The 26,877-nt window shown below is 42.8% G+C and carries 27 protein-coding genes and 1 pseudogene; 13 read left to right on the plus strand and 15 right to left on the minus strand.

Going from position 1 to position 26,877, the window contains the following annotated elements:
* Nucleotides 1-323 precede the first annotated feature (323 nt).
* Nucleotides 324-875, plus strand: coding sequence for a gamma carbonic anhydrase family protein (locus tag L2703_RS11625; RefSeq protein ID WP_248971261.1), 552 nt, complete (start codon nucleotides 324-326; stop codon nucleotides 873-875).
* A 177-nt stretch (nucleotides 876-1,052) separates the two neighbouring features.
* Nucleotides 1,053-2,270, plus strand: coding sequence for a sensor domain-containing diguanylate cyclase (locus L2703_RS11630; protein ID WP_248971262.1), 1,218 nt, complete (start codon nucleotides 1,053-1,055; stop codon nucleotides 2,268-2,270).
* Nucleotides 2,271-2,285: 15 nt separating this feature from the next.
* Here the strand turns inward: L2703_RS11630 and L2703_RS11635 are convergent, their stop codons facing one another.
* Genes L2703_RS11635 through L2703_RS11650 form a run of 4 tightly spaced genes read right to left on the minus strand, consistent with a single transcriptional unit; the run spans nucleotide 2,286 to nucleotide 6,042 of the window.
* A complete protein-coding gene (locus L2703_RS11635) occupies nucleotides 2,286-2,543 on the minus strand; it encodes a DUF1488 family protein (RefSeq protein ID WP_248971263.1) in 258 nt (85 codons plus the stop codon).
* On the minus strand, nucleotides 2,543-3,376 hold the full coding sequence (aroE, locus tag L2703_RS11640; RefSeq protein WP_248971264.1) for a shikimate dehydrogenase: 834 nt from the start codon (nucleotides 3,374-3,376) through the stop codon (nucleotides 2,543-2,545). Before aroE ends, L2703_RS11635 begins: the two co-directional genes overlap by 1 nt.
* Nucleotides 3,377-3,406: 30 nt before the next feature.
* Nucleotides 3,407-4,648 (minus strand): amidohydrolase family protein, encoded by a 1,242-nt coding sequence (locus tag L2703_RS11645; protein WP_248971265.1) that lies wholly within the window; start codon nucleotides 4,646-4,648, stop codon nucleotides 3,407-3,409.
* An 11-nt stretch (nucleotides 4,649-4,659) separates the two neighbouring features.
* Nucleotides 4,660-6,042 carry an amidohydrolase gene (locus L2703_RS11650; protein ID WP_248971266.1) on the minus strand — a complete coding sequence of 461 codons (1,383 nt, stop codon included), beginning with the start codon at nucleotides 6,040-6,042 and terminating at the stop codon, nucleotides 4,660-4,662.
* A gap of 159 nt (nucleotides 6,043-6,201) precedes the next feature.
* Between L2703_RS11650 and L2703_RS11655 the strand changes: the two are divergent.
* Nucleotides 6,202-6,620, plus strand: a pseudogene (locus L2703_RS11655) (group II truncated hemoglobin).
* Between the two features lie 41 nt (nucleotides 6,621-6,661).
* On the opposite strand, the gene hemF reads toward L2703_RS11655, so the two are convergent.
* The 6 genes from hemF to L2703_RS11685 all read right to left on the minus strand — a co-directional run bounded on the left by hemF (nucleotide 6,662) and on the right by L2703_RS11685 (nucleotide 11,504).
* Nucleotides 6,662-7,594 (minus strand): oxygen-dependent coproporphyrinogen oxidase, encoded by a 933-nt coding sequence (gene hemF, locus L2703_RS11660; protein ID WP_248971267.1) that lies wholly within the window; start codon nucleotides 7,592-7,594, stop codon nucleotides 6,662-6,664.
* A gap of 4 nt (nucleotides 7,595-7,598) precedes the next feature.
* Nucleotides 7,599-8,165 carry an L-threonylcarbamoyladenylate synthase type 1 TsaC gene (tsaC, locus tag L2703_RS11665; RefSeq protein ID WP_248971268.1) on the minus strand — a complete coding sequence of 189 codons (567 nt, stop codon included), beginning with the start codon at nucleotides 8,163-8,165 and terminating at the stop codon, nucleotides 7,599-7,601.
* A gap of 39 nt (nucleotides 8,166-8,204) precedes the next feature.
* The gene (locus L2703_RS11670) at nucleotides 8,205-8,768 is read right to left on the minus strand and encodes a DNA topoisomerase family protein (protein ID WP_248971269.1); all 564 of its coding nucleotides are present in this window, start codon (nucleotides 8,766-8,768) and stop codon (nucleotides 8,205-8,207) included.
* 53 nt (nucleotides 8,769-8,821) lie between these two features.
* Nucleotides 8,822-9,295 carry a DUF494 family protein gene (locus L2703_RS11675; RefSeq protein WP_140232873.1) on the minus strand — a complete coding sequence of 158 codons (474 nt, stop codon included), beginning with the start codon at nucleotides 9,293-9,295 and terminating at the stop codon, nucleotides 8,822-8,824.
* Between the two features lie 2 nt (nucleotides 9,296-9,297).
* Nucleotides 9,298-10,314 (minus strand): DNA-processing protein DprA, encoded by a 1,017-nt coding sequence (dprA, locus tag L2703_RS11680; RefSeq protein WP_248971270.1) that lies wholly within the window; start codon nucleotides 10,312-10,314, stop codon nucleotides 9,298-9,300.
* A gap of 83 nt (nucleotides 10,315-10,397) precedes the next feature.
* Nucleotides 10,398-11,504, minus strand: coding sequence for a LysM peptidoglycan-binding domain-containing protein (locus L2703_RS11685; protein ID WP_248971271.1), 1,107 nt, complete (start codon nucleotides 11,502-11,504; stop codon nucleotides 10,398-10,400).
* A 126-nt stretch (nucleotides 11,505-11,630) separates the two neighbouring features.
* Between L2703_RS11685 and def the strand changes: the two genes are divergently transcribed.
* Genes def through L2703_RS11710 form a run of 5 tightly spaced genes read left to right on the plus strand, consistent with a single transcriptional unit; the run spans nucleotide 11,631 to nucleotide 17,262 of the window.
* Complete coding sequence (gene def / locus L2703_RS11690) at nucleotides 11,631-12,137, plus strand: peptide deformylase (RefSeq protein ID WP_248971272.1); 507 nt, start codon at nucleotides 11,631-11,633, stop codon at nucleotides 12,135-12,137.
* An 8-nt stretch (nucleotides 12,138-12,145) separates the two neighbouring features.
* Nucleotides 12,146-13,102: a methionyl-tRNA formyltransferase gene (gene fmt, locus L2703_RS11695; protein ID WP_248971273.1), complete on the plus strand. Its 957-nt coding sequence runs from the start codon at nucleotides 12,146-12,148 to the stop codon at nucleotides 13,100-13,102.
* Between the two features lies 1 nt (nucleotide 13,103).
* Nucleotides 13,104-14,387, plus strand: coding sequence for a 16S rRNA (cytosine(967)-C(5))-methyltransferase RsmB (gene rsmB / locus L2703_RS11700; protein WP_248971274.1), 1,284 nt, complete (start codon nucleotides 13,104-13,106; stop codon nucleotides 14,385-14,387).
* Between the two features lie 16 nt (nucleotides 14,388-14,403).
* Nucleotides 14,404-15,813 (plus strand): Trk system potassium transporter TrkA, encoded by a 1,410-nt coding sequence (trkA, locus tag L2703_RS11705; RefSeq protein WP_248971275.1) that lies wholly within the window; start codon nucleotides 14,404-14,406, stop codon nucleotides 15,811-15,813.
* Between the two features lie 6 nt (nucleotides 15,814-15,819).
* A complete protein-coding gene (locus tag L2703_RS11710) occupies nucleotides 15,820-17,262 on the plus strand; it encodes a TrkH family potassium uptake protein (protein ID WP_248971276.1) in 1,443 nt (480 codons plus the stop codon).
* Between the two features lie 5 nt (nucleotides 17,263-17,267).
* Here L2703_RS11710 and hemG (L2703_RS11715) read toward each other — a convergent pair whose 3' ends face one another.
* On the minus strand, nucleotides 17,268-17,810 hold the full coding sequence (gene hemG / locus L2703_RS11715; protein WP_248971277.1) for a menaquinone-dependent protoporphyrinogen IX dehydrogenase: 543 nt from the start codon (nucleotides 17,808-17,810) through the stop codon (nucleotides 17,268-17,270).
* Nucleotides 17,811-18,004: 194 nt separating this feature from the next.
* Here hemG (L2703_RS11715) and L2703_RS11720 point away from each other — a divergent pair, with 194 nt between their 5' ends.
* Nucleotides 18,005-18,310 carry an ArsR/SmtB family transcription factor gene (locus L2703_RS11720; RefSeq protein WP_248971278.1) on the plus strand — a complete coding sequence of 102 codons (306 nt, stop codon included), beginning with the start codon at nucleotides 18,005-18,007 and terminating at the stop codon, nucleotides 18,308-18,310.
* Between the two features lie 24 nt (nucleotides 18,311-18,334).
* On the opposite strand, the gene hemG (L2703_RS11725) is transcribed toward L2703_RS11720, so the two are convergent.
* The 4 genes from hemG (L2703_RS11725) to pepQ all read right to left on the minus strand — a co-directional run bounded on the left by hemG (L2703_RS11725) (nucleotide 18,335) and on the right by pepQ (nucleotide 22,325).
* Complete coding sequence (gene hemG, locus L2703_RS11725; RefSeq protein WP_248971279.1) at nucleotides 18,335-18,868, minus strand: menaquinone-dependent protoporphyrinogen IX dehydrogenase; 534 nt, start codon at nucleotides 18,866-18,868, stop codon at nucleotides 18,335-18,337.
* A complete protein-coding gene (locus L2703_RS11730; RefSeq protein WP_248971280.1) occupies nucleotides 18,868-20,325 on the minus strand; it encodes a TrkH family potassium uptake protein in 1,458 nt (485 codons plus the stop codon). Before L2703_RS11730 ends, hemG (L2703_RS11725) begins: the two co-directional genes overlap by 1 nt.
* A gap of 73 nt (nucleotides 20,326-20,398) precedes the next feature.
* Complete coding sequence (locus tag L2703_RS11735; protein WP_248971281.1) at nucleotides 20,399-21,013, minus strand: YigZ family protein; 615 nt, start codon at nucleotides 21,011-21,013, stop codon at nucleotides 20,399-20,401.
* Nucleotides 21,006-22,325: a Xaa-Pro dipeptidase gene (pepQ, locus tag L2703_RS11740; RefSeq protein WP_248971282.1), complete on the minus strand. Its 1,320-nt coding sequence runs from the start codon at nucleotides 22,323-22,325 to the stop codon at nucleotides 21,006-21,008. Before pepQ ends, L2703_RS11735 begins: the two co-directional genes overlap by 8 nt.
* A gap of 234 nt (nucleotides 22,326-22,559) precedes the next feature.
* On the opposite strand from pepQ, the gene fadB reads away from it, so the two are divergent.
* From fadB to L2703_RS11760, 4 genes are all read left to right on the plus strand, one after another.
* The gene (fadB, locus tag L2703_RS11745) at nucleotides 22,560-24,710 is read left to right on the plus strand and encodes a fatty acid oxidation complex subunit alpha FadB (protein WP_248971283.1); all 2,151 of its coding nucleotides are present in this window, start codon (nucleotides 22,560-22,562) and stop codon (nucleotides 24,708-24,710) included.
* Between the two features lie 22 nt (nucleotides 24,711-24,732).
* A complete protein-coding gene (gene fadA / locus L2703_RS11750) occupies nucleotides 24,733-25,896 on the plus strand; it encodes an acetyl-CoA C-acyltransferase FadA (RefSeq protein ID WP_248971284.1) in 1,164 nt (387 codons plus the stop codon).
* Nucleotides 25,897-26,144: 248 nt separating this feature from the next.
* Nucleotides 26,145-26,390, plus strand: coding sequence for a sulfurtransferase TusA (tusA, locus tag L2703_RS11755; protein ID WP_248971285.1), 246 nt, complete (start codon nucleotides 26,145-26,147; stop codon nucleotides 26,388-26,390).
* 3 nt (nucleotides 26,391-26,393) lie between these two features.
* Nucleotides 26,394-26,837: an MOSC domain-containing protein gene (locus tag L2703_RS11760; RefSeq protein ID WP_248971286.1), complete on the plus strand. Its 444-nt coding sequence runs from the start codon at nucleotides 26,394-26,396 to the stop codon at nucleotides 26,835-26,837.
* Nucleotides 26,838-26,877: the final 40 nt, after the last annotated feature.

The raw sequence follows: 26,877 nt of genomic DNA on the forward strand, positions 1-26,877 counted from the left end.
TGCCGTGTTTCGTGCATCGCCTTTGACGCTAGGTCGTCGGCTTGGGCTGCGTATTCTACGCTTTCCCATCTTCGCGTCAAGTGTTTTTTCAAACTTTCTTTTCGCGCTGAACCTTGTGTTTTGAAGCACTTGGTTCAACTCACTCGGTGACTGCTTTCGCTGTCTGCCGTGTCAGTGGATGCGCATTATAGGCAGCAAAAGATTTAGTGCAACCCCTTTTTTAAGGTTATTTGTAGTTTTTGGCTTGTTTGCAGATAATTTAGCCTGACCAGCTAGTTTTTAAGCATTATACTGTCACAAACCATGAATATATAAGGATTGTTATGTCTACTAATGTGAGAGCTTACCAAGGAATACACCCTGATTTAGCTGATAGTGTCTATGTTGATGAGTCAGCTGTGCTTGTAGGCGATATAAAATTGGACCATGATGCTAGTATTTGGCCACTTGTTGCCGCTCGTGGTGATGTTAATAAAATATGTATTGGTAAGCGTAGTAATGTGCAAGATGGCAGCATATTACATGTCACTCGCAAATCTTTAGCAAATCCAGATGGGCACCCACTGATTATTGGTGATGATGTCACTATTGGTCATAAGGCAATGTTACATGGCTGTAAGATTGGTCATCGTGTTCTTATTGGCATGGGGGCTATTTTACTTGATGGCGCTGTAGTAGAGGATGATGTCATTGTGGGAGCGGGCTCATTAGTCCCGCCTAATAAAGTACTGCAAAGCGGCTTTTTATATGTTGGCAGCCCTTGCAAGCAAGCGAGACCTCTAACTGAAGCAGAACGAGCCTTTTTGCCTCAGTCTGCTGATAATTACGTTCGCTTAAAAAATGAGTATCTGGTTGATTTGCAGCAATCTAGCTAATTGTATTATCTAAATGGGCATGACGCATTATGCCCGTTTTATTTTTTGTTGCGATAAAATGGGTTATAACCCCGAACCAAGACATTTTTGCTTTATTAAGCTAACTTGCTTTATATAATAGTTTATCTTGGATGGATTATTTATTTGATAGCCGATTTTTAAACAAGGATGAATTAGGTGCGCCCAAAGAATCGAGAGTCAAACACAAACAATAGGGATATCAGTGTTAAGCAGCATTTATTATTGCTGGTTATCCCATTGCTATTGATTAGTCTTGTTATCTTTGTGTTAGTTGAGACAGTAAACGCCTACTTGTATTTATCGTTAGTGTGTATCGGCTATATCATCAGTTATCTGCTGACCTATTTTATTCACAAACAAAACATACAGCGCCTTTGGCAACATCTTGATCAGGTGGTGCGAATAAATGACACAACCTATGAGCTAGTTAATTTATCTAGTCAGTATGATTCTGAAAAAACCTTTTTAGATGCTTTACTGCAAAAAGCAGTTAATGCGATTGATGATGCCGAAATGGGCAGCATTATATTAGTGGATCATTCGGCCAACCGATTGGTGTTTGAATCTGTTGTTGGATTAAACATCGATTTGCTTAGAAGCATTCATTTTACTCTTGATGAAACCTTTTTATACCGAAAAACCGAAGGTCGTGTAGACAAGACTGTTCTGATTAATAATATGCGCCTTATCAATTCTAAAACAACACTAACTGATGATGAGCAGTTTGTGTTGTTAAACGCTTCAGAAAAACCGATTTGCTCTACTTTATCAAGCCCAATTAGAATTGATGGCGAGCTATACGGCATGATGAATTTGGATAGCAGCAAAATGGAGGCCTTTGGTGAGTATGATATCAATCTTGTTAATATCCTGACCTCAGAGGCAGCCAATGCGATTTCTTTGTATCAAAAATCTAAAAAAATCGAAGTCATGGCTAGCGTAGACGGTTTAACTGAATTATATAACCGCAAAAAATTTGATGCTGCTATTTCGCAATGGCAGCATGACCCGAATTTAGCGAGCTATGTTGTCATTTTAGATATGGATAATTTAAAACCTCTTAATGATTTACACGGTCATCATGCTGGTGATTCAGCATTAAAAACGTTTGCACAGTCTTTAAAGTCGATGTGGCATCCAGATTATTTGGTTGCTCGATATGGCGGAGATGAATTTGTTGCTTTATGTCTTGGACCTTTAGACAAACTGGAGGCGCAGATAACCCAGTTAGCACAAGATTTAAGTCAATTAACTCCTGCAATTCAGTTTAGTTATGGCATTGCTCAATATCAGCACGATTGGCAAAGTGCATTTAAGTTGGCTGATAGTAATATGTATCATCAGAAGCGACTCAAAAAAGCGGCAGCTAAATAACCTAATCAACCGCTTTTAATAGAGTTCAATATCTCCATTATCATTAAACGATTCTTGGCCAATTAACGCTTCAGCTTTGTCTTCTATATCGAAGCGACAGAGCTCGAATACGTCAGCCGCATTAGACTGATTAATACCTTGTTGTTCACAAAATTGGCCCATCGCCGTAAAGCTCACATAACAATTAATATTCACCCCTTGTTGTTGAGCAATAAACCTTACTCTATCTTGTTCAATAAATAACTGATCGGTAAAAATAATACTTTGATTCATTAATCCACAGCCTTTTTTGCGAGTAACTCACGAAGTTTACGCATTACAGGACCTTGATCTGGTGTAACGCCTCGCCATAAATGAAAACTAGCGGCCGCTTGCCCTACTAACATACCCAAACCGTCTGCCGTTTTGCGCGCGCCCTGTGCTTGAGCCCACTGATTAAATGGCGTGGTTTGTTGGCTATAAGTCATGTCGTAAGTATCGGTTGTTCCATCAACTATTGTGTCAGGTAGTGCAATCAGTTGTCCTGTTAATCCGGCTGATGTTGAGTTAATCACCAAATCAAATGGCGAACTCAGCTCCGAAATGGGTTTAGCAAAAAAGTTACCATACTCATTAAACCGCCTTTGCAATTGCTCGGCTTTGTCATGTGTACGATTACAAATAACCAATTGCGCGACGTTTTGCTGCAATATAGGTAATATGCAGCCTCTTGCCGCGCCACCAGCGCCCACGAGTAAAACACGTTTACTCTTTAGTGGACCAAACAGCCTTTCGACATCATTGACCAAACCAACACCATCAGTGTTATCGCCAGCAATTTTGCCATTAGGTAAATTAACCAACGTGTTAACTGCTCCTGCTAATTTAGCCATTTCGCTTAGTTCATCGCACATGGCAAAGGCTTGCTCTTTAAATGGCGCAGTAACATTGGCGCCTTGCCCACCATTGGCAAAGAAGGCAGTTAATGAAGAAGAGAATTGATCAACCGGCGCTAATATGGCCTCGTAACTCATATCTTGGTCAGTCTGTAATGCAAACTCGCTATGAATTAAGGGCGACTTGCTTTGTGCGATAGGGTTACCAAAAACAGCATATTTATCGGTCATCAAAACTCTCTTCATTTATATTAATTACGTCTAGCGATAGGCTGCAGGCATATCTGTTTTTTTCAAATAACGATCTCGCAACTCATCTTGACGACTTTGTAAGCCTTGTTCATCGCCTGCAATCCACATCATCTGAACTTTAGAGCGATATTCAAACGGGTCACCGCTCCATAATACTAAGTCAGCAGGTTGACCTACGGCAATACGTCCACCTTCTAGATGAAAAATATCTGCAATGTTAGCCGTTATTGCCGCCAGTGCATCGTGATAATCCATACCATTAGCCACCGCATTACCGGCACTGTATCGCAATGCATATACCCCATGGCTGTCGCCTGGTAAGGCTATCGCCACTTTTACTCCCGCGCTTGCCAGTTTAGCGGCGTTATCAAGCGAGTTATGAAGCGCATCAAAGCTTTCTGGTAGGTTGCGCATAACATCAATGACAACCGGAATATTTGCCTTTGCCAATTGCTCTGCAACCAAAACCGCATCTGCTGCGTTAACAATAACCAGATCCAAATTAAACTTCTGTTTAAGGTTAACCATATGCAAAATATCGCTTGCACGGTCAACTGCAACAATCAATGGTTTTTTGCCTGCTAAAACCGATGCGATGACGGTATCCTCACGGCTTACTTCATCATCTTTATCTTTTGATTTTTTCCCCTCAGATAAGGCTTTTTTAACATCATCTAATTTATGGATGAGTTGTTGCATACCAATAGCTCGAGACCCTTCATCAGCGGCGCCTAATTGAACAAATAACCCGGTATTGGTGGCCAGCACACTATCAAAATCACCGGTTAAATTGACAACAAATGTTTCTCCAGCAAATACACTCTCACCACCATCTGATGTAACGATATTACGGGTTATTCCCCCCTTACGCGCAAACGGGATAGTGGTAGCTTTAGGATTAAATGCAAGGCTTGGATCAAAGATAATATCGGCTTCTTTATCGCTTGCATCTCGAGATGTTGCCACGGCACCAACCTCAACTAATCCCATATCATTCATCGCGGCAATAAAGCCTGGCGTCAAGGTTGCACCTTTAGCATCAACGACACGATCAAATGACATATTTTGTGGATTGATTGCTGAAATAATACCGTTTTCGAATACTACTGTTGCTTGGTTTAATACGCCTTGTTCGGTGGCTGTATGTACCGTGGCATTAATGATGGCAACACTTTCAGCTTTTACAGCACAACTTAATAACAGGCCGACCGATAAACTTAAAGCAAGTAAAGATTTGTTAAATAGCGTCATTGTCTTGCTCCTTATTGTTGACCTAACATAAAGTCACTTTGTGCTTGATAGGCGGCATCGTGGCGGTCAAAAACTTTGGCGCCATCAATAAACACTTTTTCAGCCTGGGCGTATACACTAAACGGATTCGTATTCCAAATAACCACATCTGCATTTTTACCCACTTCAAGCGAGCCAGTTTTATCACTTATGCCTAATGATTTAGCCGCATTAGCGGTAATCCAAGCAATGGCATGTTGTTCTGTTATCTCAAAACCGTTGTCGTTTGCCGCATGCATAATTTTGGCGGTTTCTTGATTAAGGCGCTGAATAGTCACCCCAGAATCAGAGTGCACAATGGCACATGAATTTTTCACTGCATCAACCATGGCAACATTTTCAAGTACCATGTCGTAAGCTTCAAGCTTAAAACCCCACCAATCTGGCCACATCGCGGCACAGTTGCCATTTTCTGCCAATAAATCTGCAATTTTGTAAGCTTCGACGGCATGGTGAAATGTTCCAGCGTGATAACCAAACTCTTTGCCTAAGTCGATCATCATTGCCATTTCTTCAGCTTTGTAGCAGTGATTATGAATCAAAATATCGCCTTCAAGCACACCTTTAAGTGTATCTTTCATTAAGTCACGCTCTGGGGCTATTGGGTTTTTACCTGCTGCGTAATCGGCATTGTATTTGTCCCAGGCACGCTTATATTCTGTGGCCTGGATAAATGCGGTACGGTAACCTGCCATATTTCCCATACGGGTCATGGGTAATTCATTACGACCTCCGTAAAGGTTTTTGGGGTTTTCCCCACAGGCCATTTTTAATCCATAAGGGGCTTGGGGGAACTTCATCGCTTGCATTGTCGTGGCAGGAATGTTTTTTAACGTAACCCCACGGCCACCAATTAAATTGGCTGAACCTGGCAAAATTTGTAACGTCGTAATCCCGCCTTCACGTGCACGATTAAAGCCTGGGTCTTGCGGCCATACGCTGTGTTCTGCCCAAACCTCAGCGGTAACGGGATTCGTCATTTCGTTACCGTCATTATGAGATTCCGCATTAGGGCTAGGATAGACCCCTAAATGCGAGTGCACATCAATAATACCTGGAGTAATCCATTTCCCTTTCGCATCAATAACCACAGCGCCCTCTGCAGGCAGTTGTTGACCAACAGCACTAATTTTACCGTCTTTTATCAACACATCAGCGTTATCAACTCGCTCACCAGTACCCGTTAATACGATGGCATTTTTAAGTAGCGTTGTGGCATTAGGTAACGCATGGTAGGTACTTGGGTATGGGTTGGTGTTGATGATAACTTGCGGATCTTGTTGTTCTGCAGGGTTGCAACCTGACAGCGCAATACATAATGCAACAGCAACCAAAGAAGGCGTGAGTTTTACCATTGATTGAGTTCTCCTTTCTTATTTTGCGCCCAATCTACCCCAAGTTAGCGACTGAAATACAGCGCAATCGTTAATTAATTGGTATCAAAACGTTAATAATACAATGCTCTTATGCAATAATGGGATTGATAAATATCCACAACCCCTTCGATGAGCACTATGCACTGGTTACGAAAATTATTTGCTAAACAACCTCAAGATGACAGAGACGCCTCTCAATCAAACGCCTACGACATTATTGGTGGGGATGAAGTAATCAGATTAATTGCGCATGATTTTTATCAACAAATGCAAACTCGCCCTGAAACTCAGGCTTTATTGGCAATACACAGAGCGCCAATTGCTGACTCTGAACAAAAGTTATATGAATTTTTAAGTGGCTGGCTTGGCGGTCCACAGCTCTATCAACAAAAATATGGTCACCCGGCGCTTAGAGCAAGACACATGCCTTTTTCGATTGATGAATCGATGCGTGATCAATGGTTAATTTGCATGCGCGCTGCCATTATCAACTCAATAAAAAAGCCTGAACATCACAGGCTATTTCGACGTTAGCCGACAATATGCGTAACCGATAATCGCTAACGCAATGTCGCTAATTCATGTTACTCACTCACAGTTAAGCCTGTGCTAACCAATCTTGAGGCTTGAGATACACATCATACAACTCAGCCTCTGGCGTGCCTTCTTCTGGGGTAAATGAATATTCCCAGCGGACTAATGGCGGCATTGACATGAGTATTGACTCAGTACGCCCACCGGTTTGTAAACCAAACAAGGTGCCTCTGTCATAAACTAAGTTAAATTCAACATAACGACCACGGCGATATAGCTGGAATTGGCGCTCATCATCGCCATATTCTAACGCTTTATTGCGCTCAACGATTGGTGCATAAGCTTCAATAAACCCATTACCGACCGCTTGCATAAACGCAAAGCTACGCTCAAAACCAGGCTGGTTCAAATCATCAAAAAATAGCCCACCTACACCACGGGTTTCATTGCGATGTGGTAAGAAAAAGTATTCATCACACCACTTTTTGTATTTAGGGTAAACCTCTTCACCAAATGGGTCGCAAATATCTTTAGCCGTTTGATGCCAGCTAATCACATCTTCTTTAAATGGATAATAGGGCGTTAAATCAAAACCACCACCAAACCACCAAACCGGATCGGCGCCTTCTTTACGGGCAATAAAAAAACGCACATTTGCATGGGTTGTGGGTACATAGGGATTATTAGGATGGATAACTAACGACACCCCCATCGCTTCAAAACTACGGCCAGCCAATTCTGGTCGATGCGCGGTAGCAGATGCAGGCATAGCAGCTCCCATCACATGCGAAAAATTGACTCCGGCTTGTTCAAAAACATGACCTTTTGTCATCACACGGCTAGTGCCACCACCGCCTTCTTCTCGTGTCCATGAATCGGCTTTGAAGCTCGCTTTTCCATCGAGTTGTTCTAAACGTTGACAAATATTTTGCTGTAGCGCTAACAAAAAAGACTTAACCTGTTGTGCATCGGGCACCGTTGATTGGGTATTAGGCATATAATTAGCTTCCACTTCGAAGAATCTGGCCACTGCGAGCATCAATAATGGTCGATGGCTGACGTTGTTCACCGAGTTGACCTATGATTAACGCCTCAATTTTATCGCTAAAATCAGTGATAATTTGTTGTGCATCCACTACAGGAGGCTCACCGGCTAAATTAGCACTGGTGGACACTAATGGTTTATTGAGTGTGTCGCACAATTCCCGCACGACCGGATGAGCAGACACTCTCACGGCAATTGAATCAAAATCACCACACAATAACTTTGAAACCTGTGGTTTTACAGGCATCACAAAGGTGAATGGTCCCGGCCATTTAGAATGAGCAAATTGCAATTGAGATTCTGTTAATTGCTGCAAATCTAGATAGGGTAATAATTGCTCAAATGAACTGGCCACTAAAATAAGGCCTTTTTGCCACGGACGCTGTTTAACCATCAGCAATTTTTCAATGGCTTTATCATTATCAGGATCACACCCTAAACCAAATACGGCTTCGGTTGGATAAGCTATAACGCCACCTTGTTGTATCGTGGTAGCGACAGCCGAAGGCTGCAATTGCAACATTGGATTTCCTTTCATCTAATTAATGGTGGTAACAACAAATTACTTTGCTCGCTTATATTTACAGCTTTTTTGCGGGCACTCAAGACGGCTACCCGCGGCCCCTTTGCGTTCGACTAAAATACCAAACCCGCAATCGGGACAAGCTTCATTATAAGGTGGATAGTTTACGATAAACTTGCATTTTGGGTAGGCGCTGCAAGCATAAAAAACCTTACCATAGCGGCTGGTTCGCGATTCTAGATGACCATTGCGACAATGGGGACATGTTATTTGTGCGAGTGCGTTGCTGTGATCGTGTTTTTCAATGTGAGTGCACTGCGGATAATGCGTACACCCAATAAAAATACCAAAACGCCCTGATTTTACCGCTAATTCGTTACCGCATTCAGGACATTCAGAACCCGTTATCACTTGCGTTTCTATTGACTCGTGCTGAACCAATGGTCGAGTATAGTCGCAAGCAGGATAATTGTTACAGCCAATAAAACTGCCATGCTTACTGTGCTTAACCGACAGCTCAGAGCCACAAACAGGACAAAGCTCAAACTCTTTTTCCAATGCATGTTCATGAACAGTAAACAGCTGCTGATCAATTTTAGACATGGTGCTCTCAAATAATCTATAGATCTAAAAAAGGAGGCTATGCCTCCTTTCTGTTATGAATGTAAGCGCCCTTCTGGCTGCTCAAAGATTAAATCTTCCATTTGCTCGTAGGCTGATTCATTACCGGGCACATTAAATAGTACCATTAATACCACCCATTTGAGATCTTCAAGCACCAATGTTGGTTCGTCTAATTCCATGACACGGTCAATCACCATTTCACGGGTTTCAACACTGAGCACTTGGATTTGCTCTAAGAACAGTAAAAAACCACGGCTCTCAACATCTAACTTAGCCATTTCCGCTTTAGTATAAATACGGAATGAGTGCTGAGCATGATTGCACAAGTATGGTTTATCGCTTTCTTGTAGATCAGCTAAGTGCTCTAACCAAGAAAGGGCTTTGATAATATCAACTTGATGAAAACCCGCTCGAGTTAACTCTTTGGTGAGCTCATCTTCATCAACTAATAGTTCAATTTCACTATGAACATAATTTTCAAATAAATACATGAGGATATCAAACATGGCTAACTCCTCTTTAGTCTGACGTAACCACCGGGCACAGCTGCAACCCACCCTTGTAATTCAAGTTCAAGCATTTGTACTAACACCAGATCTATTGGCTTCCCACTATCCTCAACCACAGCATCAATCGAAGTGGTTTCATATCCTACACTAGCTAACAGCGAGGGAAATGGCAAATCACAACTGTCATTATCCTGTATATGGTGCCTTTGATGCAATTGTTCAAGGTGATATTCCGATAAACACCCTAACTCTTCTATTATATCGGCAGCAGACTCAACAAGTTTTGCCCCATTTTTAATTAAATCGTGACAACCTTGGCTATAGCCACCTAAAACAGACCCTGGCACAGCGAACACTTCACGATTTTGTTCAACGGCTAATCGAGCACTGATTAATGATCCGCTTTTACGACTGGCCTCCACCACCACAGTCCCTAAACTTAAGCCACTGACAATACGATTGCGTTTAGGAAAATTACCCGCGTAGGGCCCAATATGCGGCCAATACTCGCTCATAACACAACCAGAATGAACAATATCGTGATACAAACAGTGATGTCGTTTTGGGTAAATGCGCTCAACACCTGTACCTAATACCGCTACAGTTGTTCCATTGGCGGCCAACGTGGCCTTGTGTGCAGCGCCATCAATGCCACTTGCCATTCCACTGGTAATGGCAAAACCTTGGGAGGCGAGGTTATAAGCCAATTCGGCAGCCGTGTCTAACCCACCACGTGATGCATTACGACTTCCAACAATGGCAATACTCGGTATCACTAACGACTCAATCGCGCCTTTAACAAATAACACAAGGGGAGCATCGCTAATTTGCAGCAATAATGGTGGGTATAAGGGATCTGATGGGGTTAAAATATAATGATTGGGTTGTAACTCTTGCCACGCTAAGGCCTGCTCCACCTTTTCAACATCAATATGGCACTTTGCCAGCAAGCTTGCCGATAGCGGCAAACTCTCTGGTTCAAACTCAAGACGTTGACGAAGTTCTTCAACGTCCATCTGAGTTAATAATTGTTGAATCCGAGTCGGTCCTAACCCAGATACTGCACAAACAACTAGCCAGTCGACCAGTTTATCCGAAATTAGTCACCCTTTAAGGTTAACGGCTCTGGCTTAACTAACTTATCACCCACGCGAGCAGGCCGTTCATTAAACATGATTAAACCTAAACTGGTTTTATCGAACACTTTGAAAACTAATAAATTACCATGAAATATATCAGGCATTTTATGTATCGTGTCTTCAGAGAAATGAGCCAATACTTTATCATAAGAAGAACGGTCTAAAGTCCGAACCGGCATGCCATCATTATCAATCGTAATGTCTTCACCATCGCGATACATTGAGAATACATGACCAGTTTTAACACCGTCTTCGCTACCTCTATCAAGGTAAACCACATCTAATTTACCAGCCTCACGAATATTACCATTAATGGCAATAATCGCAGCAGGTACAGCAAGGTCAGCGGCTTTAGGCACAAAGTAAGCCGACATTAAGGCTTCATCTTCTACCGGCGCGACTTTAAACCCGCCTTTAGTTTCACGTAAGCTACTTAACAACTCTACTTTTGATATAGGACCAGACTCAATAACGCGGCCACTAGAGGTTAAAATCATTTCTTGGCCCAATAACGCGTCACGCTCTAGCGAGAAAAACTCACGGCCAGTTTCATACATTGCTACCTTAAGCCCAAGTTCAAGTTGCGCATTGACATAAATAATATCACTCACAACATGGTGAAGAGACGGACTCTCGCCACTCATAACGATAGGTAAAGCAGCAAAAACAGCAGGGTCAACCACCCTATTTTGTGTCAAATAAGGCTGAATAAGTGATAAATCTACCGCTGGGATTGGGCCATCTTTTGATGCTATCCGGCCTTCAGGGCTTTTTTTAATGTGCTGTTTTACCACTAAACGAGGTTGACCGTCGATAAAGACTAATGTCAATCTATCGCCGGGATAAATTAAATGTGGATTAGCGATTTGTGGGTTAACGCCCCACAATTTAGGCCAACGCCATGGATCATTTAAAAAGTAACCCGAGATATCCCACAAGGTATCGCCTTTTTTAACGACGTACGTTTCAGGATGCCCAGCCTTTAATGTTAACGTATCAGCGTTAACACTAAATAAATTTAAAGATAAAAAAGCAAGTAAAAGTAAGCGTTTCATGGTGTAGTCCATGTTGTTTAGCTCTTTATTAGAGCTTTTTACTGTTATTGATAAGCGGTAAGGATTAAAATTACACTAATCGCAACAGCCAGTATAGCTAACTGGCTGAAATTTGACAGACTTGTTAAGAGTTTATATATGCCAATATTAAATGTTTTACGATTTCCAGATGAACGTCTACGCACTATTGCTGAGCCAGTAACGGATTTTGGCCCAGAATTACAGACTCAAATAGATAACATGTTAGAAACAATGTACGAGGAAAAAGGCATTGGTCTTGCTGCAACCCAAGTCAATTTCCACAAACAGCTCATCGTAATGGATTTACAAGATGATGTTGAACGCCCAACCGTATTCATCAATCCACAAATCATTAAAAGCAGTGGCGACTTTACTAACGAAGAAGGCTGTTTGTCTGTGCCTGGTGTATATGCAAAAGTGGATCGCTCAGAATTTGTGACGTTAAAAGCATTGGACCGTCATGGTAAAGAATTTACCGTAGAAGCGGACGAGCTGTTTTCAATTTGTATTCAACACGAAATGGATCACCTGCAAGGTAAGCTGTTTGTTGATTACTTGTCACCACTTAAACGCCAACGCATAAAAACCAAACTCGAAAAAGAAGCGCGTTTAGCCGCTAAATAGGACACGATTTGAAACCGTTAAAAATTATCTTTGCCGGTACTCCGGATTTTGCCGCCAGACATTTACAGGCACTGATAGACTCTCAACATGAAGTCATTGCCGTATACTCCCAACCAGACCGACCGGCTGGTCGTGGAAAAAAACTGACAGCGAGCCCGGTTAAAGTTCTGGCTCAAGAGCATAATATTGCGGTTTTTCAACCTGCATCCTTGCGCAATGAAGATGCCCAGGCCGAATTAGCCAGCCTCAATGCCGACATTATGGTCGTGGTCGCTTACGGACTGATTTTACCAAAGATAGTACTTGATACACCAAGATTGGGCTGTATTAATGTTCACGGTTCTATATTGCCTCGCTGGCGTGGAGCTGCGCCAATCCAGCGTGCCCTATGGGCGGGGGACACCGAAACTGGCGTCACTATAATGCAAATGGATGTTGGCCTTGATACGGGTGACATGCTGCTAAAAACACACTTACCCATAGAAGCGAGCGACACCTCTGCCAGCCTATATGAAAAATTAGCGATACAAGGCCCTCTAGCATTAGTTGAAGCTCTAACAGGCTTAAGTGATGGTAGCCTTAAAGCACAAACACAAGATGAAACCTTAGCAAACTACGCAGAAAAGCTAACCAAAGAAGAGGCTCGCCTTGATTGGCACAAAAGTGCCAAGCAGTTATGGCAAGAGATCCGCGCATTTAACCCCTGGCCCGTTAGCTACTTTGAACACCAACAAAGCGTAATTAAAGTATGGCAGGCAACCTATGACCCTAAACCTTGTGCAAAAGCACCAGGTACAGTGATTGCAGCAACCAAACAGGGGATTGAAGTAGCAACCGCTGATGGCACGTTAATCATTGAAACAATGCAATTGCCAAACAAGAAGCCACTGGATGTGGCAGATATTCTCAATGCACGTAGTGATTGGTTTGCCCCTGGTGTGTGTTTAAACCAAGAGGCTAACTAGCATGAATGTGCGAGCGCTTGCAGCTAAAGCGATATATGAAGTACTTGAAAAAGGCATGTCACTGTCGGTTGCCCTGCCAGAACAACAGCAACACCTGCAAAGCGGTAAAGACAAAGCCTTATTGGCCGAGCTCTGCTATGGTGTTATGCGTCAATTGCCGCAACTAGACAAATGCGTAAGCGACTGTTTAGCCAAACCGTTTAAAGGAAAACAACGGATACTACACCAGCTATTAATCGTTGGCTGTTATCAACTCTACTTTACTCGAATACCAGCCCATGCAGCGATTTCTGAAACAGCAGAAGCCTGTCGGCAACTGCGATTTGACGGGCTAGTCAAAGTCGTAAATGGCGTATTACGCAATATTCAACGCCAAGAAGCAGCACTTAATACCGATTCAGACACGTTACGTTTCAATACCCCGGCCTGGTTTATTAAGCGCTTACAACAAGCCTACCCAAGTAACTGGCAAGCCATTATTGAACAAAGCCACCAGCGCCCACCTATGTGGCTACGTAATAATCGTTTATCACAATCACGAGAAGATTATTTAAACGCATTAGCAGCAAAAGACATTGATGCCGAAGCGGGCCCAAGCCCAGATTCAATTTTGCTTGAAAGCCCTAAAGATGTCGCCAACTTGCCAGAATTTATGCAAGGCGCAGCATCAGTACAAGATGGTGCCGCTCAATGGGCTGCCACATTGCTCGCCCCAACAGCAAATGAGCTGGTGTTAGATGCCTGCGCAGCTCCTGGTGGTAAAAGCTGCCATTTAATCGAACTTGCGCCAAGTATTAACCTTGTGGCGGTCGATTTTGATGAAAAACGCCTTGCACGAGTGCAACAAAATCTGGACAGACTGCATTTAAAAGCGCAAGTTATTCACGGCGATGCCGCCAACATAGACTCATGGTGGCAAGGGCAGCAATTTGACCGTATTTTACTGGACGCACCCTGCTCTGCAACGGGTGTTATACGCCGTCATCCAGACATCAAATGGCTGCGTAAAAACAACGACATTGAAGAGCTAGCAAGGTTACAGCAACAAATTTTAGACCATTGCTGGCAGTGGCTTAAACCAGGCGGCACATTGTTATATGCAACCTGCTCTATTTTACCGCAAGAAAATAGCCAGCAAGTTGAACAGTTTTTAGCACGTACGCCAGGCGCCAAATTAGTGCCCATCGCACAACAGTCACATCCCGATGACATTGGCTGGCAAATATTACCAGGCCAAAACAATATGGATGGCTTTTATTACGCGCGCCTAGTTAAAGCAATTTAAGGATGTACCCAGAGCCATGAAAATTATTATTTTAGGAGCAGGACAAGTTGGTGGCACGCTTGCCGAAAACTTGGTCGGTGAAAATAATGACATAACCTTAGTCGACAGCGACCGAGCACGATTAAGGCTACTACAAGATAAATTCGATTTACGCGTGGTAGTCGGTCATGGCGCACACCCTAGCGTACTAAAAGAAGCCGGTGCAGAAGATGCCGACATGCTTATTGCCGTCACCAACAGTGATGAATGTAATATGTCGGCATGCCAAATAGCTTATAGCTTATTTGGTACACCGACCAAAATTGCCCGCATTCGCTCCGAAGCCTACCTGGATTTGCAGGATAAACTGTTTATTAGCAGCGAAATAAAAACCAGTGACGCGAAACCGCGTGGTGGCTTTATTATCGATGAGCTCATTGCACCTGAACAGTTAGTAACCACTTACATACAAAGACTGGTTGAATACCCAGGCGCTTTGCAAGTTCTTGAATTTGCTAAAGGTAAATTAAGTTTAGTAGCTGTTAAAGCATACTATGGCGGCCCATTAGTTGGTAATGCCTTAGCCACACTGCGTGAGCACATGCCCAACATTGATACCCGAGTTGCGGCGATTTTTAGGCAAGGTAGGCCGATTATGCCGCGAGGCACCACCATTATTGAAGCTGATGATGAAGTATTTTTCGTTGCAGACAGTCGCCATATTCGCGCGGTAATGAGTGAAATGCAAAAACTCGATAACTCATACCGCAATATTATGATTGCCGGTGGCGGTAACATTGGTTTTGGCCTCGCGCAAAAATTGCAACGTACCCACTCAGTAAAATTAATTGAACATCGCCAAGAACGCGCCGAACAACTGTCAGAAAAACTCGAAAAAACCACGGTTTTTTGTGGCGATGCATCCGATCAAGAATTACTTCTTGAAGAACACATTGACCAAACCGATGTGTTTATTGCCGTTACCAATGATGACGAAGCCAACATTATGTCGGCATTACTGGCAAAACGTATGGGCGCCAAAAAAGTCATGGTGCTGATCCAACGCGAAGCCTATGTCGACATTGTGCAAGAAGCCAATATCGACATTGCCATTTCACCACAACAAGCCACCATTTCGGCACTACTGACGCATATCCGTCAAGGCGATATATGTAATGTTTACTCACTGCGTCGCGGTGCCGCTGAGGCCATAGAAGCTATCGCTCATGGCGACTCAAGCACCTCAAAAGTGGTTGGTAAGCAAATCGGTGAAATCAAACTCCCACCTGGCACAACCATTGGTGCGATTGTGCGCAATGATGAAGTGCTCATGGGTCATGACAAAACGGTTATCGAGCAAGGCGACCATGTGATTTTATTTTTAGTGAATAAAAAGTTTATTGGCGATGTAGAAAAACTGTTCCAACCGAGTGCATTTTTCTTTTAGGTTTTTATGTTTAACATAAAACAACTTATCTTTATTCTGGGTATTTTTCTCTCAATACTCACCGGGTTTATGTTGGTGCCAATGGCATTTGCGCTATTTTATAGCGAAGAAACCATTGGCGATTTTATGATTTCGGGCCTATTCACTGGCCTAATAGCTATACTTTGCCTGCAAAATGGTCGGAACCATCAGTTTACCCTCAACATCCGTGACATGTTCATGTTAACCAGTGCCACCTGGTTTATCGTCAGTCTATTTGCAGCATTACCATTCACCTTGTATCACGGCATCAACTATACCGATGCTTTTTTTGAAACCATGTCAGGTATCACCACTACAGGCTCGACCGTATTAAGCGGCTTAGACACCATGGACCACAGTATTTTAGTGTGGCGCTCACTGCTGCAATGGTTAGGCGGTATTGGCTTTATTGTAATGGCGGTAGCGGTATTACCGTTTCTTAACGTCGGTGGTATGCGGTTATTTAGAACAGAATCATCCGACTGGAGCGACAAAACCATGCCGCGCACCCAGCACATGGCCAAACACTTATTTCAGGTTTATTGCGTACTCACATTGCTGTGTGCACTTGCCTACCACTTAGCAGGAATGCACTGGTTTGAAGCCATCAACCACGCAATGACAACCTTATCAACTGGCGGTTACTCAACATCAGACCGCTCCATGGCGGCATTCTCACCACAAGCCCATTGGGTTGGTATCGTATTTATGCTGGCTGGAGGTCTGCCGTTAATGATGTTTGTCCAATCAGTCCAACAACGTAGTATACGTGTATGGCATGATCAGCAAGTAAAAGGCTTTTTATTGTTTGTATTGCTGGTGTCTTGTTCATTAGCATTTTGGTTATGGCAACATCAGCACATGGACTTTATGGATGCTCTGAGGCTATCTAGCTTTAACGTGATATCAGTAATTACAACAACAGGATACGGGTTAACAGATTACCAATCCTGGGGTGCCGTCGCCAGCGTAGCGTTTTTATTCTTAATGTTTATTGGCAGCTGTTCAGGTTCGACATCTGGCGGGATTAAAATTTTTCGCTTTCAAATCGCCTTTTCTATTATGCGTCAGCAAATAAAGCAACAATTTCATCCAAATGGTGTGTTTAAAGAAAAATACAACGGCCACCGAATTAAAGATGACATTGTCCGCTCTATTATGGCGTTTTTTATGTTGATGTTTATTGTGATTATTGGGTTGTCGCTTATTTTAGTGCTAACAGGATTAGACCCAATGACCAGTTTTACGGGTGCTATTACAGCCGTCACAAACGTCGGCCCAGGGCTTGGGCCAATTATTGGCCCTGCGGGTAACTTTGCCCCCTTACCCGATATTGCCAAATGGGCCCTAGCAATTGGAATGCTATTAGGCCGTCTTGAAATCCTGACTATAGCAGTATTATTTCATCCTAAATTTTGGCGCTTTTAGCTCAACTAAACCTTCGCTAAACAGGCAATATGATCACCATAAGCTTTTACATCTTGCCAATCTGTGTAGTCAATAATGGCGGTGGGATCTGTGGGTCCGTTAGTCATCTTCATGATCAATCTAATCATTAAACTGTCGTACCAAGGCCAGGATGGGTAATCTACTTTTCCGGCAATGATCTTAACATCTTGAGGTTTCCAAGCCGACAAGGTTAAAAACTTCTGTAAGTATTTATTGTTTTCTGGGATGCGCTTTTCAGGATTACGTGCCACCACATTGACACAAAAAAAGCTATTTGGCATGTTCGCTAACGCCTGTTGATGCTGCTGAATAAACTCAAACACAGACTTATGATATGAACCATAAAGTACACAGGCCCCCAACGCAACAGCATGGTATTTTGACCAGTCTATGGGGTGTTGTTTACTGTCATGAATGCTCATCACATCACACTGATCACCATTAGCAAGTATTTGTTTAGCGATGGCATCGCTAATTAGAGCGGTATGACCGCCCCGAGAATAGTAAAGGACTAATATATTGGCCATAAAACGCTCTCAGTGCTGTTAAATTGGCCTCAGTGTGGCAAAAATGCGCTTTATAAACCTCTGCAATGATCACAAATTAGAAATAGCTCATATATTTAATAGTTAAAATTGAGATCTGCAAAGCGCGGCAGTATGATGACTTTAGATAGGCAGTTATGATTAAACTGACCCACGTTCAACAGATAGGAACACACATGCAACAAGATATCGATGTCGCGACCATGCTTACCAATGCAGAGACAGCCGCGCAATGGCTCAAAGCGATTGCTAACCCTTATCGATTAATGATTTTGTGTTTGTTGCTGGAAAAAGAACACAGTGTCACTGAGTTAAATGAAACGGTTCCACTCAGTCAGTCGGCCTTGTCACAACATTTAGCAGTACTGCGCACACAAGACTTAGTAAATACACGCAAAAGCTCACAGGTGGTGTATTACACCCTTAAAAATGAGCAAGTCACCGAGGTGATATCCATTCTTCATCGTCGTTATTGCGCCTAGCCATGCTTATAGGCGCAATTTTTGTTAACATTTTTGCGCTGCGACCTGCTTAGCAAAGTCGTCAACCTTAGCCCAATCGGTAAATTCAAAAGTGCCACTGGTATCTGTCGGCCCCTTCGTCATCCACATAATAAAACGGATCATAACCTTGTCGAAAAAACGGTAACGTGGATAGTCAATCTTACCTGCAAAAACCCCTAACATCTTTGGCGTCCACGCCGACAGCGTTAAAAACTTTTGCATATAAGGATTAGTTTCTGGGGTGTTTTTAAGGGCTTTTCTCGCCACAACATTGACGGTAAAAAAACTGGTTAACTTACTATCTAGTAAGTCCTTATGTTGTTCTACAAACTTAAATAATTCGGGTCGGTGTTTGCCGTAACGAATACTGGCGCCAATCACTACTTTATCTACATCAACTAACTGTTCAGGCGTCATGCTCGCAAGATTAACCAAGCTAGTTTGTTCGCCACTTTCTGCGAGTACTTGCCCAATGCGTTGACAAATAGCTTGGGTTTGCCCATCAACCGTCGAATATAAGATGACTGTTTTTAACATTAATTTTTCCAAAATGTCGGTGTGAATAACACCAATAAGGTAAACACTTCTAAACGGCCAAACAGCATGGCAACAACCAATACCCATTTTGCACCATCAGACACATTGGCGTAATTTGATGCAACATCCCCTAAGCCAGGACCAAGGTTATTTAAACTTGCTGCGGTGGCACTAAATGCTGTAATCGCATCCATATCCATTGCCATTAAAATGACCATACAGACAACAAACACTAAAGCATAAGCAGAAAAGAAGCCCCATACCGCATCAATAATCCTGTCTGGTAGTGCGTTAGAGCCAATTCGAATTGAGTACATGGCCTTGGGGTGTATTAAACGCTTTAACTCGCGAGAGCCCTGTAAAACCAGCAAAATTAAACGAATAACCTTCATCCCGCCACCAGTAGAACCCGCACAACCACCAATAAAGCTCGAAAAGATAAGTAAAATAGGCAAGAACAATGGCCAGGAATGGAAGCTTTCAGTACCAAACCCCGCTGTTGTCGAAATAGAAACCACTTGGAAAAAAGCATAATCTAGGGTTTGTTCTGCAGAGTCGTAAATACCTGACTGATATAGGGTAATAAAACATATGGCCGTTAATACCAATTGCACCGCAATCAGCACTTTAAATTCGGCATCCCTGAAATAGATTTTAAAGTTAATGCCACGCCAACTAAATGCGGCAAAATGCAGACTAAAATTCACAGCTGCTATCAGCAAAAAGACCGCACAAATCACATTAATTAATGGGCTGTCAAAATAACCTAAACTGGCATCATGGGTAGAAAACCCACCAATAGCAATCGTAGAAAATGAGTGGCAAATAGCATCAAAAGCATCCATACCTGCAAAATAAAATGCTAATGCACACGCCGTTGTTAACATAAAGTAGATATACCACAATGCTTTAGCTGTTTCGGCTATTCGTGGTGTGACCTTGGTATCTTTTACCGGTCCGGGCACTTCAGCTTTATACAGCTGCATGCCACCAATCCCTAACAGTGGTAAAATAGCCACCGCCAGTACAATGATACCCATACCGCCCATCCACTGCAGTAAATGGCGATAAAACAAAATGGATTTAGGCAGGTCGTCTAGGCCAACAATCACGGTCGCGCCCGTGGTTGTCAGGGCAGAGAATGATTCAAAAAAACTGTCAGTCCAGCTCAGATCAGGCTCATTGGCAAATATAAATGGCAACGCCCCTATGGAACCCAGAACCGTCCAAAACAGCACGACGATTAGAAAGCCTTCTCGAGTGCGTAAATCACCTTTTTGATGACGATTGGGGTACCATAATAAAAAACCCAAAAAGATACTGACAAAAAAGGCCTGAATAAACGCAGTACCACCACCATCTTTATATAAGATAGCCACTAATGCTGACGGCAGCATGGTGATTGAAAATAATCCCATCAGCAAACCGGTGATTCTAATAATTGTTTTATATTGCATTAAGGATTCTGTTTAGGTTGTACAACGTCGAATTTAACAATTGAATGACATTTTGGCATAAGTTAGTCATAGCTCAAACTGTAAACTTCACTTGTAAGTTACCCTGAGTCAATGTCGCAAGTGCCTGGTTGAACACATCATGGTGTGATTTAGCCAACGCAAAATGTATTTCAACCCTATCCGTAAACAGTTTATCTAACACTTCACCGTCATATTGAGCAATTAAGTATTCGACATCCGTCAGTTGAGCATAGTGACATATTAACCGTGCTGGGTACCTTAAATGCTTAATCTGAGTCTGTAATTTCGTCAGTCCTTGCTTGATACCCGAAGTATAAGCTCTCACTAAGCCGCCAACACCTAGCTTAGTGCCGCCAAAATAGCGCACAACAACCGCACCAAGCTCACCTACATTGGCGCCTTGTAAACACGCCAGCATAGGTTTACCAGCACTGCCAGCAGGTTCGCCATCATCGCTTGCGCCCATATCTATCGTATTTTCGGGGCTACCGGCTACAAAAGCATAACAATAATGACTGGCTCCAGGATATTGCAGCTTTATGTCAGTAAGTACTAACTTCATTGTTTGTTGATCTGGGCAATGAAACAACAAAGAGATAAAGCGGCTGTGCTTTATCTCTTCTTCTATCAATACGTTAGATTGTGGAATTAAATAAGACTCAATCAATTAAACCACACTCTCTTGTCATGTTTTCCACACGGTCATGGTGCACAATAACGTTATCTTCAATGCGGATCCCACCAAATGGTCTTAACTCATCAACCGTAGTCCAATTAATAAGCCCTTTAGCCGTTGGCGTTAATTGCTCAAGTAAGGTGTCAATAATATACAGACCAGGCTCAATCGTCAGCACTTGATTTGCTGCTAGCATTCTTGTGCAACGTAAAAAAGGATGTGCTTCTGGTGCTGCGATATGTGTGCCACGTTCATCATGGGAGTACCCGCCCATATCATGAACTTGCAACCCCAACATGTGCCCTAACCCATGCGGGAAAAATGCACTTGTGACGCCATCAGCAACTAACTGCTCGACAGTGCCACTGGCTAACTCAAAATCAATTAATAATTGGCCAATATAATGATGGGTTGCGATATGGAGATCGACATATTTAACACCTGGTTTCATTTGCCCAATAATCGTCTGCTGCACTTTATCTAACGCAACAATGAGCTCATAAAACCGGTTTTTTTCGAATGAATATGTGCGCGTAATGTCGGCCGCATAGCCGTGAAAATTTGCACCGGCATCAATCAAAAACGATAACCGCTGTGCGGGTTTTGTATGCTCTAATGCCGTGTAATGTAAAATTGCCGCATTTTGATTTAACGCAATAATATTACTGTATGGTACTTCATTTTCGCCCTGGCCAATTTCAAGTAAATAGCGCTGCTGAATGTCGAACTCACTGGCACCATTATAAAACGCATTTTTCGCCGCCAAATGACCTTTTACGGCAATCTGGTTAGCTCGGCGCATACATTCGAGTTCGTACTGAGTCTTATCGGCCCGATGATAATGCAAGTAATTCATTACCGCATCAGGATTACGAGCAGAAAAACCCAGTACATCAGCAACGTCTAAATGCTCGCCAATGTAAGCCCATGACTCAATATTTTTTGGTAAATAATCGGCAATTCGATCAGGCTTGGTCAATAATTGAATATTAAAATGTTCAGTCCAAAATGCGTGGGGGACATCGTTCACTTTATGCCAAAAATCAACAGGACGATAAAACACCAATGTGGGTTTATCTTGGCCATTTGCAATCACCCAGCAGTTGGGTGTATCTAAAATGGGTAACCAAGCTTTAAATTGTGGATTAACTTTAAAGGGATAATTTAAATCATCTAAAAACTGTCGATGTGGCTGGCCAGAGTGAATCACCAAACCAGAAAGATTTTCACGCAGACAAATATCGGCAACACGACGATTTAACTCTGTCATGTGCGCATGATATAGATAAGCTAACTGTTCCATTGACTATCCCTTCCATAAGTTTTAACCCAATAAGTCTATCACAAACAGAAAAACTCATCGCTAGATGATAAAAAATTAAACGGCCGTTTAAATTGGGTGTTGTAATTTTTCTCATTTAGTCGCACACTGACAATTAGCTGGTCAATAGATGGCCGAAACTGCTGTGATTCAAGCTTGATAACTGCACAGTAAATAAGATGTGGAAGTCGCTTTTAAGCAATAAGGAAGCAAGCAATGATCTACCAAAGCCCTACCATTCAGGTTGAGTTACTTGAAGATAATATTGCCAAACTGTGCTTTAACGCACAGGGTTCGGTAAACAAGTTCGATAGAGAAACTCTAGCCTCGTTAGATGCTGCATTAGACAGCATAAAACAAAACACTAACATTAAAGCGTTATTGCTGACATCAGCAAAAAGCACTTTTATTGTTGGCGCTGATATTACTGAATTTTTGAGTCTATTCCAGCAAGATGATGCAACGTTACTCGCATGGGTTGAGCAGGCTAACGCGGTATTTAACAAGCTTGAAGACTTACCATTCCCAACTGCTTCTGCGGTCAATGGTTTTGCATTAGGCGGTGGTTGCGAAACCATTTTAGCCACCGATTTACGTATTGCAGACACTAATGCGCGCATTGGACTACCAGAAACCAAGCTAGGTATTATCCCAGGCTTTGGTGGCACAGTACGTTTACCACGTGTTATTGGTGCAGATAATGCCCTTGAGTGGATAACCACCGCAAAAGATCAACGTCCAGAAGATGCATTAAAAGTCGGCGCTATTGATGCCGTGGTTGCACCAGAACATTTAGAAGCGACAGCATTACAAATGCTGCATGATGCACTTAATGGCAATATTGACTGGCAAGCTCGCCGCACCAAAAAACAATCAGCACTACAGTTACCAAAACTAGAAGCCATGATGTCTTTTGCTACAGCTAAAGGCATGGTGTTCTCTGTGGCTGGTAAACATTACCCAGCGCCAATGGCGGCCGTGAATGTTGTTGAACAAGCAGCGGGATTAGACCGTGATGGCGCGTTAAAAGTAGAAGCTCAAGCGTTTATTAAACTTGCGAAAACTGATGTTGCTCAAGCATTAATTGGTATTTTCTTAAACGACCAGTTCGTTAAAGGCAAAGCTAAAAAAGCCAGCAAATTAGCAACAGATGTAAACCAAGCAGCGGTATTAGGTGCAGGTATTATGGGCGGTGGTATTGCTTACCAAAGCGCCAGTAAAGGCACGCCTATTGTGATGAAAGACATCGCTCAGCCTGCCTTAGATTTAGGCTTAAACGAAGCGGCTAAAATTCTTACCACACAAGTGTCTCGTGGTCGTTCTACGCCAGAGAAAATGGCGAAAGTATTAAACAATATTACGCCGTCGTTGGACTATGCCGCGATTAAAGGCAGTGACATCGTTGTTGAAGCGGTTGTTGAACATCCAAAAGTGAAAGCAACGGTATTGGCTGAAGTTGAAGATTATGTGTCTGAAAACGCTATTATTGCATCGAACACTTCAACTATCTCAATCAACTTACTTGCAAAAAGCCTCAAAAAGCCAGAACGTTTCTGCGGTATGCATTTCTTTAACCCAGTGCATAAAATGCCATTAGTTGAAGTTATCCGTGGCGAGCACAGCTCAGATGAAACCATTGCTTCAGTTGTAGCTTACGCAAGCAAAATGGGTAAAACCCCAATCGTAGTAAACGACTGCCCAGGCTTCTTCGTTAACCGCGTGCTGTTCCCATACTTTGCTGGCTTCAGCGGTTTACTTGCTGAAGGCGCAGACTTTGCTGCCGTTGATAAAGTCATGGAAAAACAGTTTGGTTGGCCAATGGGCCCAGCTTACTTACTTGACGTTGTAGGCTTAGACACCGGCCATCACGCTCAGGCTGTAATGGCAGAAGGCTTCCCAGATCGTATGGGTAAAAATGGCAAAGATGCTATTGATATTATGTTTGAAAACAAGCGCCTAGGCCAAAAGAATACCAAAGGCTTTTATGCTTATTCAGTTGACAGTCGCGGTAAACCGAAAAAAGACATTGATCCAACAAGCTACGAACTACTCAGTACAGAGTTTGGCGCATTAAAGGCATTTGAGTCAGACGAAATCATCGCTCGTTGCATGATCCCAATGATCATCGAAACGGTTCGTTGTTTAGAAGAAGGCATTATTGCATCACCTGCTGAAGGCGATATGGGTCTAGTTTACGGTATTGGTTTCCCTCCATTCCGTGGCGGTGTATTCCGTTATTTAGACACAATGGGCGTAGCAAACTTTGTTGCCCTAGCAGACAAATACGCACACCTTGGCGGCTTATATCAAGTCACCGATGCAATGCGTGAACTTGCAGCCAACAACGGTAGTTACTACCAAGCCTAATCAGTGGGAAAGGAATTAAATCATGAAACAAGCTGTTATCGTAGACTGCATTCGTACCCCAATGGGCCGTTCTAAGGCTGGGGTATTTAGAAATGTACGTGCAGAAACATTGTCTGCAGAACTAATGAAAGCACTGCTAGTGCGTAATCCGCAACTAGACCCAAACGACATTGAAGATGTTATTTGGGGTTGTGTACAACAAACACTAGAGCAAGGTTTTAACATTGCCCGTAACGCATCATTATTAGCAGGTATTCCTAAAACGGCTGGTGCTGTAACGGTAAACCGTTTATGTGGTTCATCAATGGATGCCCTTCACCAAGCGGCTCGCGCCATTATGACAGGTCAAGGCGACACCTTTATTATTGGTGGTGTTGAGCACATGGGTCATGTACCAATGAACCATGGCGTAGACTTTCATCCAGGCCTAGCAAATCGCGTTGCTAAAGCATCTGGCATGATGGGCTTAACCGCTGAAATGTTAGGTAAAATGCACGGTATTACTCGTGAGCAACAAGATGCGTTTGCAGTACGTTCACATCAGCGTGCCCATGCAGCCACCATCGAAGGTCGCTTTGCTAAAGAAATTTGGGGCGTTGAAGGCCACGATGCCAACGGTGCGTTAATTAAAGTCATGACTGACGAAGTAATCCGCCCAGAAACATCATTAGAGTCTTTAGCCGGCTTACGCCCAGCATTTGACCCAGCCAATGGTACGGTCACTGCTGGTACATCATCGGCGTTATCAGACGGTGCTTCTGCAATGTTAGTGATGGAAGAATCTAAAGCGCGTGCTTTAGGGCTAACCATCCGTGCCCGTATTCGCTCAATGGCGGTTGCCGGTTGTGACGCAGCAATTATGGGTTATGGTCCAGTACCTGCAACCAAAAAAGCACTCGCGCGTGCTGGTCTGTCTATTGCCGATTTAGATCTTGTTGAATTAAACGAAGCATTTGCCGCACAGTCTTTACCTTGTGTTAAAGATCTTGGCTTGCAAGATGTTGTCGACGAAAAAGTTAACCTTAACGGTGGTGCAATTGCATTAGGCCATCCACTGGGTTGTTCTGGTGCTCGTATTTCAACGACACTAATCAACCTAATGGAAGAGAAAGATGCAACGCTTGGTCTTGCCACTATGTGTATTGGTTTAGGTCAAGGTATCGCGACAGTATTTGAGCGCGTGTAAAAACCATTTTATTTGTCAACTGAGCCAAACTCAGTTGACAAATAAACACGAAAACGAGCCATTTGGGCTCGTTTTTTTTATTTTTGAATTTTTCTGCTTTGGCTAATGTTCCACGTGAAACATCTTTTATAAAAATTAAAAACGATTAACAATAACAAAAACGCATTACTGGCTCAGCAAACTTGGCAAGTTTACATGACAAGAGTAACATTAGCGCTAATGAGATCCGCTAATATAGATTGACTGTAATGACTAATATTTACGCTCAAGCACAACACCAACTCGATGCACTTGGTTTACGCTGCCCAGAACCTGTAATGATGATCCGTAAAACCGTTCGCAAAATGGCTGAAGGTGAAACCTTATTAATCATTGCAGATGATCCAGCCACCACTAGAGATATTCCAAGTTTTTGTGAATTCATGGACCATACCCTAGTTGCCAGTGATACGAGCAAAACGCCATACCATTATTTATTAAAGAAAGGACTGTAATTGATGAACATCACATTGGAAGCGATTGCGTATAAAACAGCAAAACGCGGCGTAATGAAACCGACATTTTGTGCCAATGTGACATTAGAGCGCGGAGTCGAAAACGATATTTTTGGTCGACCTGGAAAACGACAAGTGACCGTCATGTCAAAACAGCAATGGCAAAAAGCCTGTCAACAAGTTAATGCTGATTTAGATTGGTTAACACGAAGAGCAAATCTATTAATTGATGGTTATGAATTTAGTGCTGATGATGTGGGTAAAACGATTTCAATTGGTACAGAGTTAAAACTTGAAATCACAGGAGAGACCGATCCATGTAAAAAAATGGAAATGGCTCATACAGGACTAGAACAAGCATTAACACCAGACTGGCGTGGTGGTGTGACTTGTCGTGTAATTCAAGCGGGAATAATACAACCTAATGACATCATCACCATCGACTAGCATTACGACCTCATCACATTTTTTGTACTAAACTCTACCA

The sequence above is a fragment of the Shewanella basaltis genome (assembly GCF_023283885.1).
Taxonomy (GTDB): Bacteria; Pseudomonadota; Gammaproteobacteria; order Enterobacterales; family Shewanellaceae; genus Shewanella; species Shewanella basaltis.

Coding starts and splice junctions, on each gene's coding strand:
- fadB (WP_248971283.1), top strand. CDS start 22,560: ATGATCTACCAAAGCCCTACCATTCAGGTTGAGTTACTTGAAGATAAT.
- L2703_RS11730 (WP_248971280.1), bottom strand. CDS start 20,325: ATGCAATATAAAACAATTATTAGAATCACCGGTTTGCTGATGGGATTA.
- L2703_RS11685 (WP_248971271.1), bottom strand. CDS start 11,504: ATGGACTACACCATGAAACGCTTACTTTTACTTGCTTTTTTATCTTTA.
- def (WP_248971272.1), top strand. CDS start 11,631: ATGCCAATATTAAATGTTTTACGATTTCCAGATGAACGTCTACGCACT.
- L2703_RS11625 (WP_248971261.1), top strand. CDS start 324: ATGTCTACTAATGTGAGAGCTTACCAAGGAATACACCCTGATTTAGCT.
- pepQ (WP_248971282.1), bottom strand. CDS start 22,325: ATGGAACAGTTAGCTTATCTATATCATGCGCACATGACAGAGTTAAAT.
- L2703_RS11760 (WP_248971286.1), top strand. CDS start 26,394: ATGAACATCACATTGGAAGCGATTGCGTATAAAACAGCAAAACGCGGC.
- L2703_RS11720 (WP_248971278.1), top strand. CDS start 18,005: ATGCAACAAGATATCGATGTCGCGACCATGCTTACCAATGCAGAGACA.
- aroE (WP_248971264.1), bottom strand. CDS start 3,376: ATGACCGATAAATATGCTGTTTTTGGTAACCCTATCGCACAAAGCAAG.
- dprA (WP_248971270.1), bottom strand. CDS start 10,314: ATGGACGTTGAAGAACTTCGTCAACGTCTTGAGTTTGAACCAGAGAGT.
- tusA (WP_248971285.1), top strand. CDS start 26,145: ATGACTAATATTTACGCTCAAGCACAACACCAACTCGATGCACTTGGT.
- hemF (WP_248971267.1), bottom strand. CDS start 7,594: ATGCCTAATACCCAATCAACGGTGCCCGATGCACAACAGGTTAAGTCT.
- L2703_RS11650 (WP_248971266.1), bottom strand. CDS start 6,042: ATGGTAAAACTCACGCCTTCTTTGGTTGCTGTTGCATTATGTATTGCG.
- L2703_RS11675 (WP_140232873.1), bottom strand. CDS start 9,295: ATGTTTGATATCCTCATGTATTTATTTGAAAATTATGTTCATAGTGAA.
- tsaC (WP_248971268.1), bottom strand. CDS start 8,165: ATGTTGCAATTGCAGCCTTCGGCTGTCGCTACCACGATACAACAAGGT.
- L2703_RS11645 (WP_248971265.1), bottom strand. CDS start 4,648: ATGACGCTATTTAACAAATCTTTACTTGCTTTAAGTTTATCGGTCGGC.
- rsmB (WP_248971274.1), top strand. CDS start 13,104: ATGAATGTGCGAGCGCTTGCAGCTAAAGCGATATATGAAGTACTTGAA.
- trkA (WP_248971275.1), top strand. CDS start 14,404: ATGAAAATTATTATTTTAGGAGCAGGACAAGTTGGTGGCACGCTTGCC.
- L2703_RS11710 (WP_248971276.1), top strand. CDS start 15,820: ATGTTTAACATAAAACAACTTATCTTTATTCTGGGTATTTTTCTCTCA.
- fadA (WP_248971284.1), top strand. CDS start 24,733: ATGAAACAAGCTGTTATCGTAGACTGCATTCGTACCCCAATGGGCCGT.
- hemG (WP_248971279.1), bottom strand. CDS start 18,868: ATGTTAAAAACAGTCATCTTATATTCGACGGTTGATGGGCAAACCCAA.
- L2703_RS11670 (WP_248971269.1), bottom strand. CDS start 8,768: ATGTCTAAAATTGATCAGCAGCTGTTTACTGTTCATGAACATGCATTG.
- hemG (WP_248971277.1), bottom strand. CDS start 17,810: ATGGCCAATATATTAGTCCTTTACTATTCTCGGGGCGGTCATACCGCT.
- L2703_RS11635 (WP_248971263.1), bottom strand. CDS start 2,543: ATGAATCAAAGTATTATTTTTACCGATCAGTTATTTATTGAACAAGAT.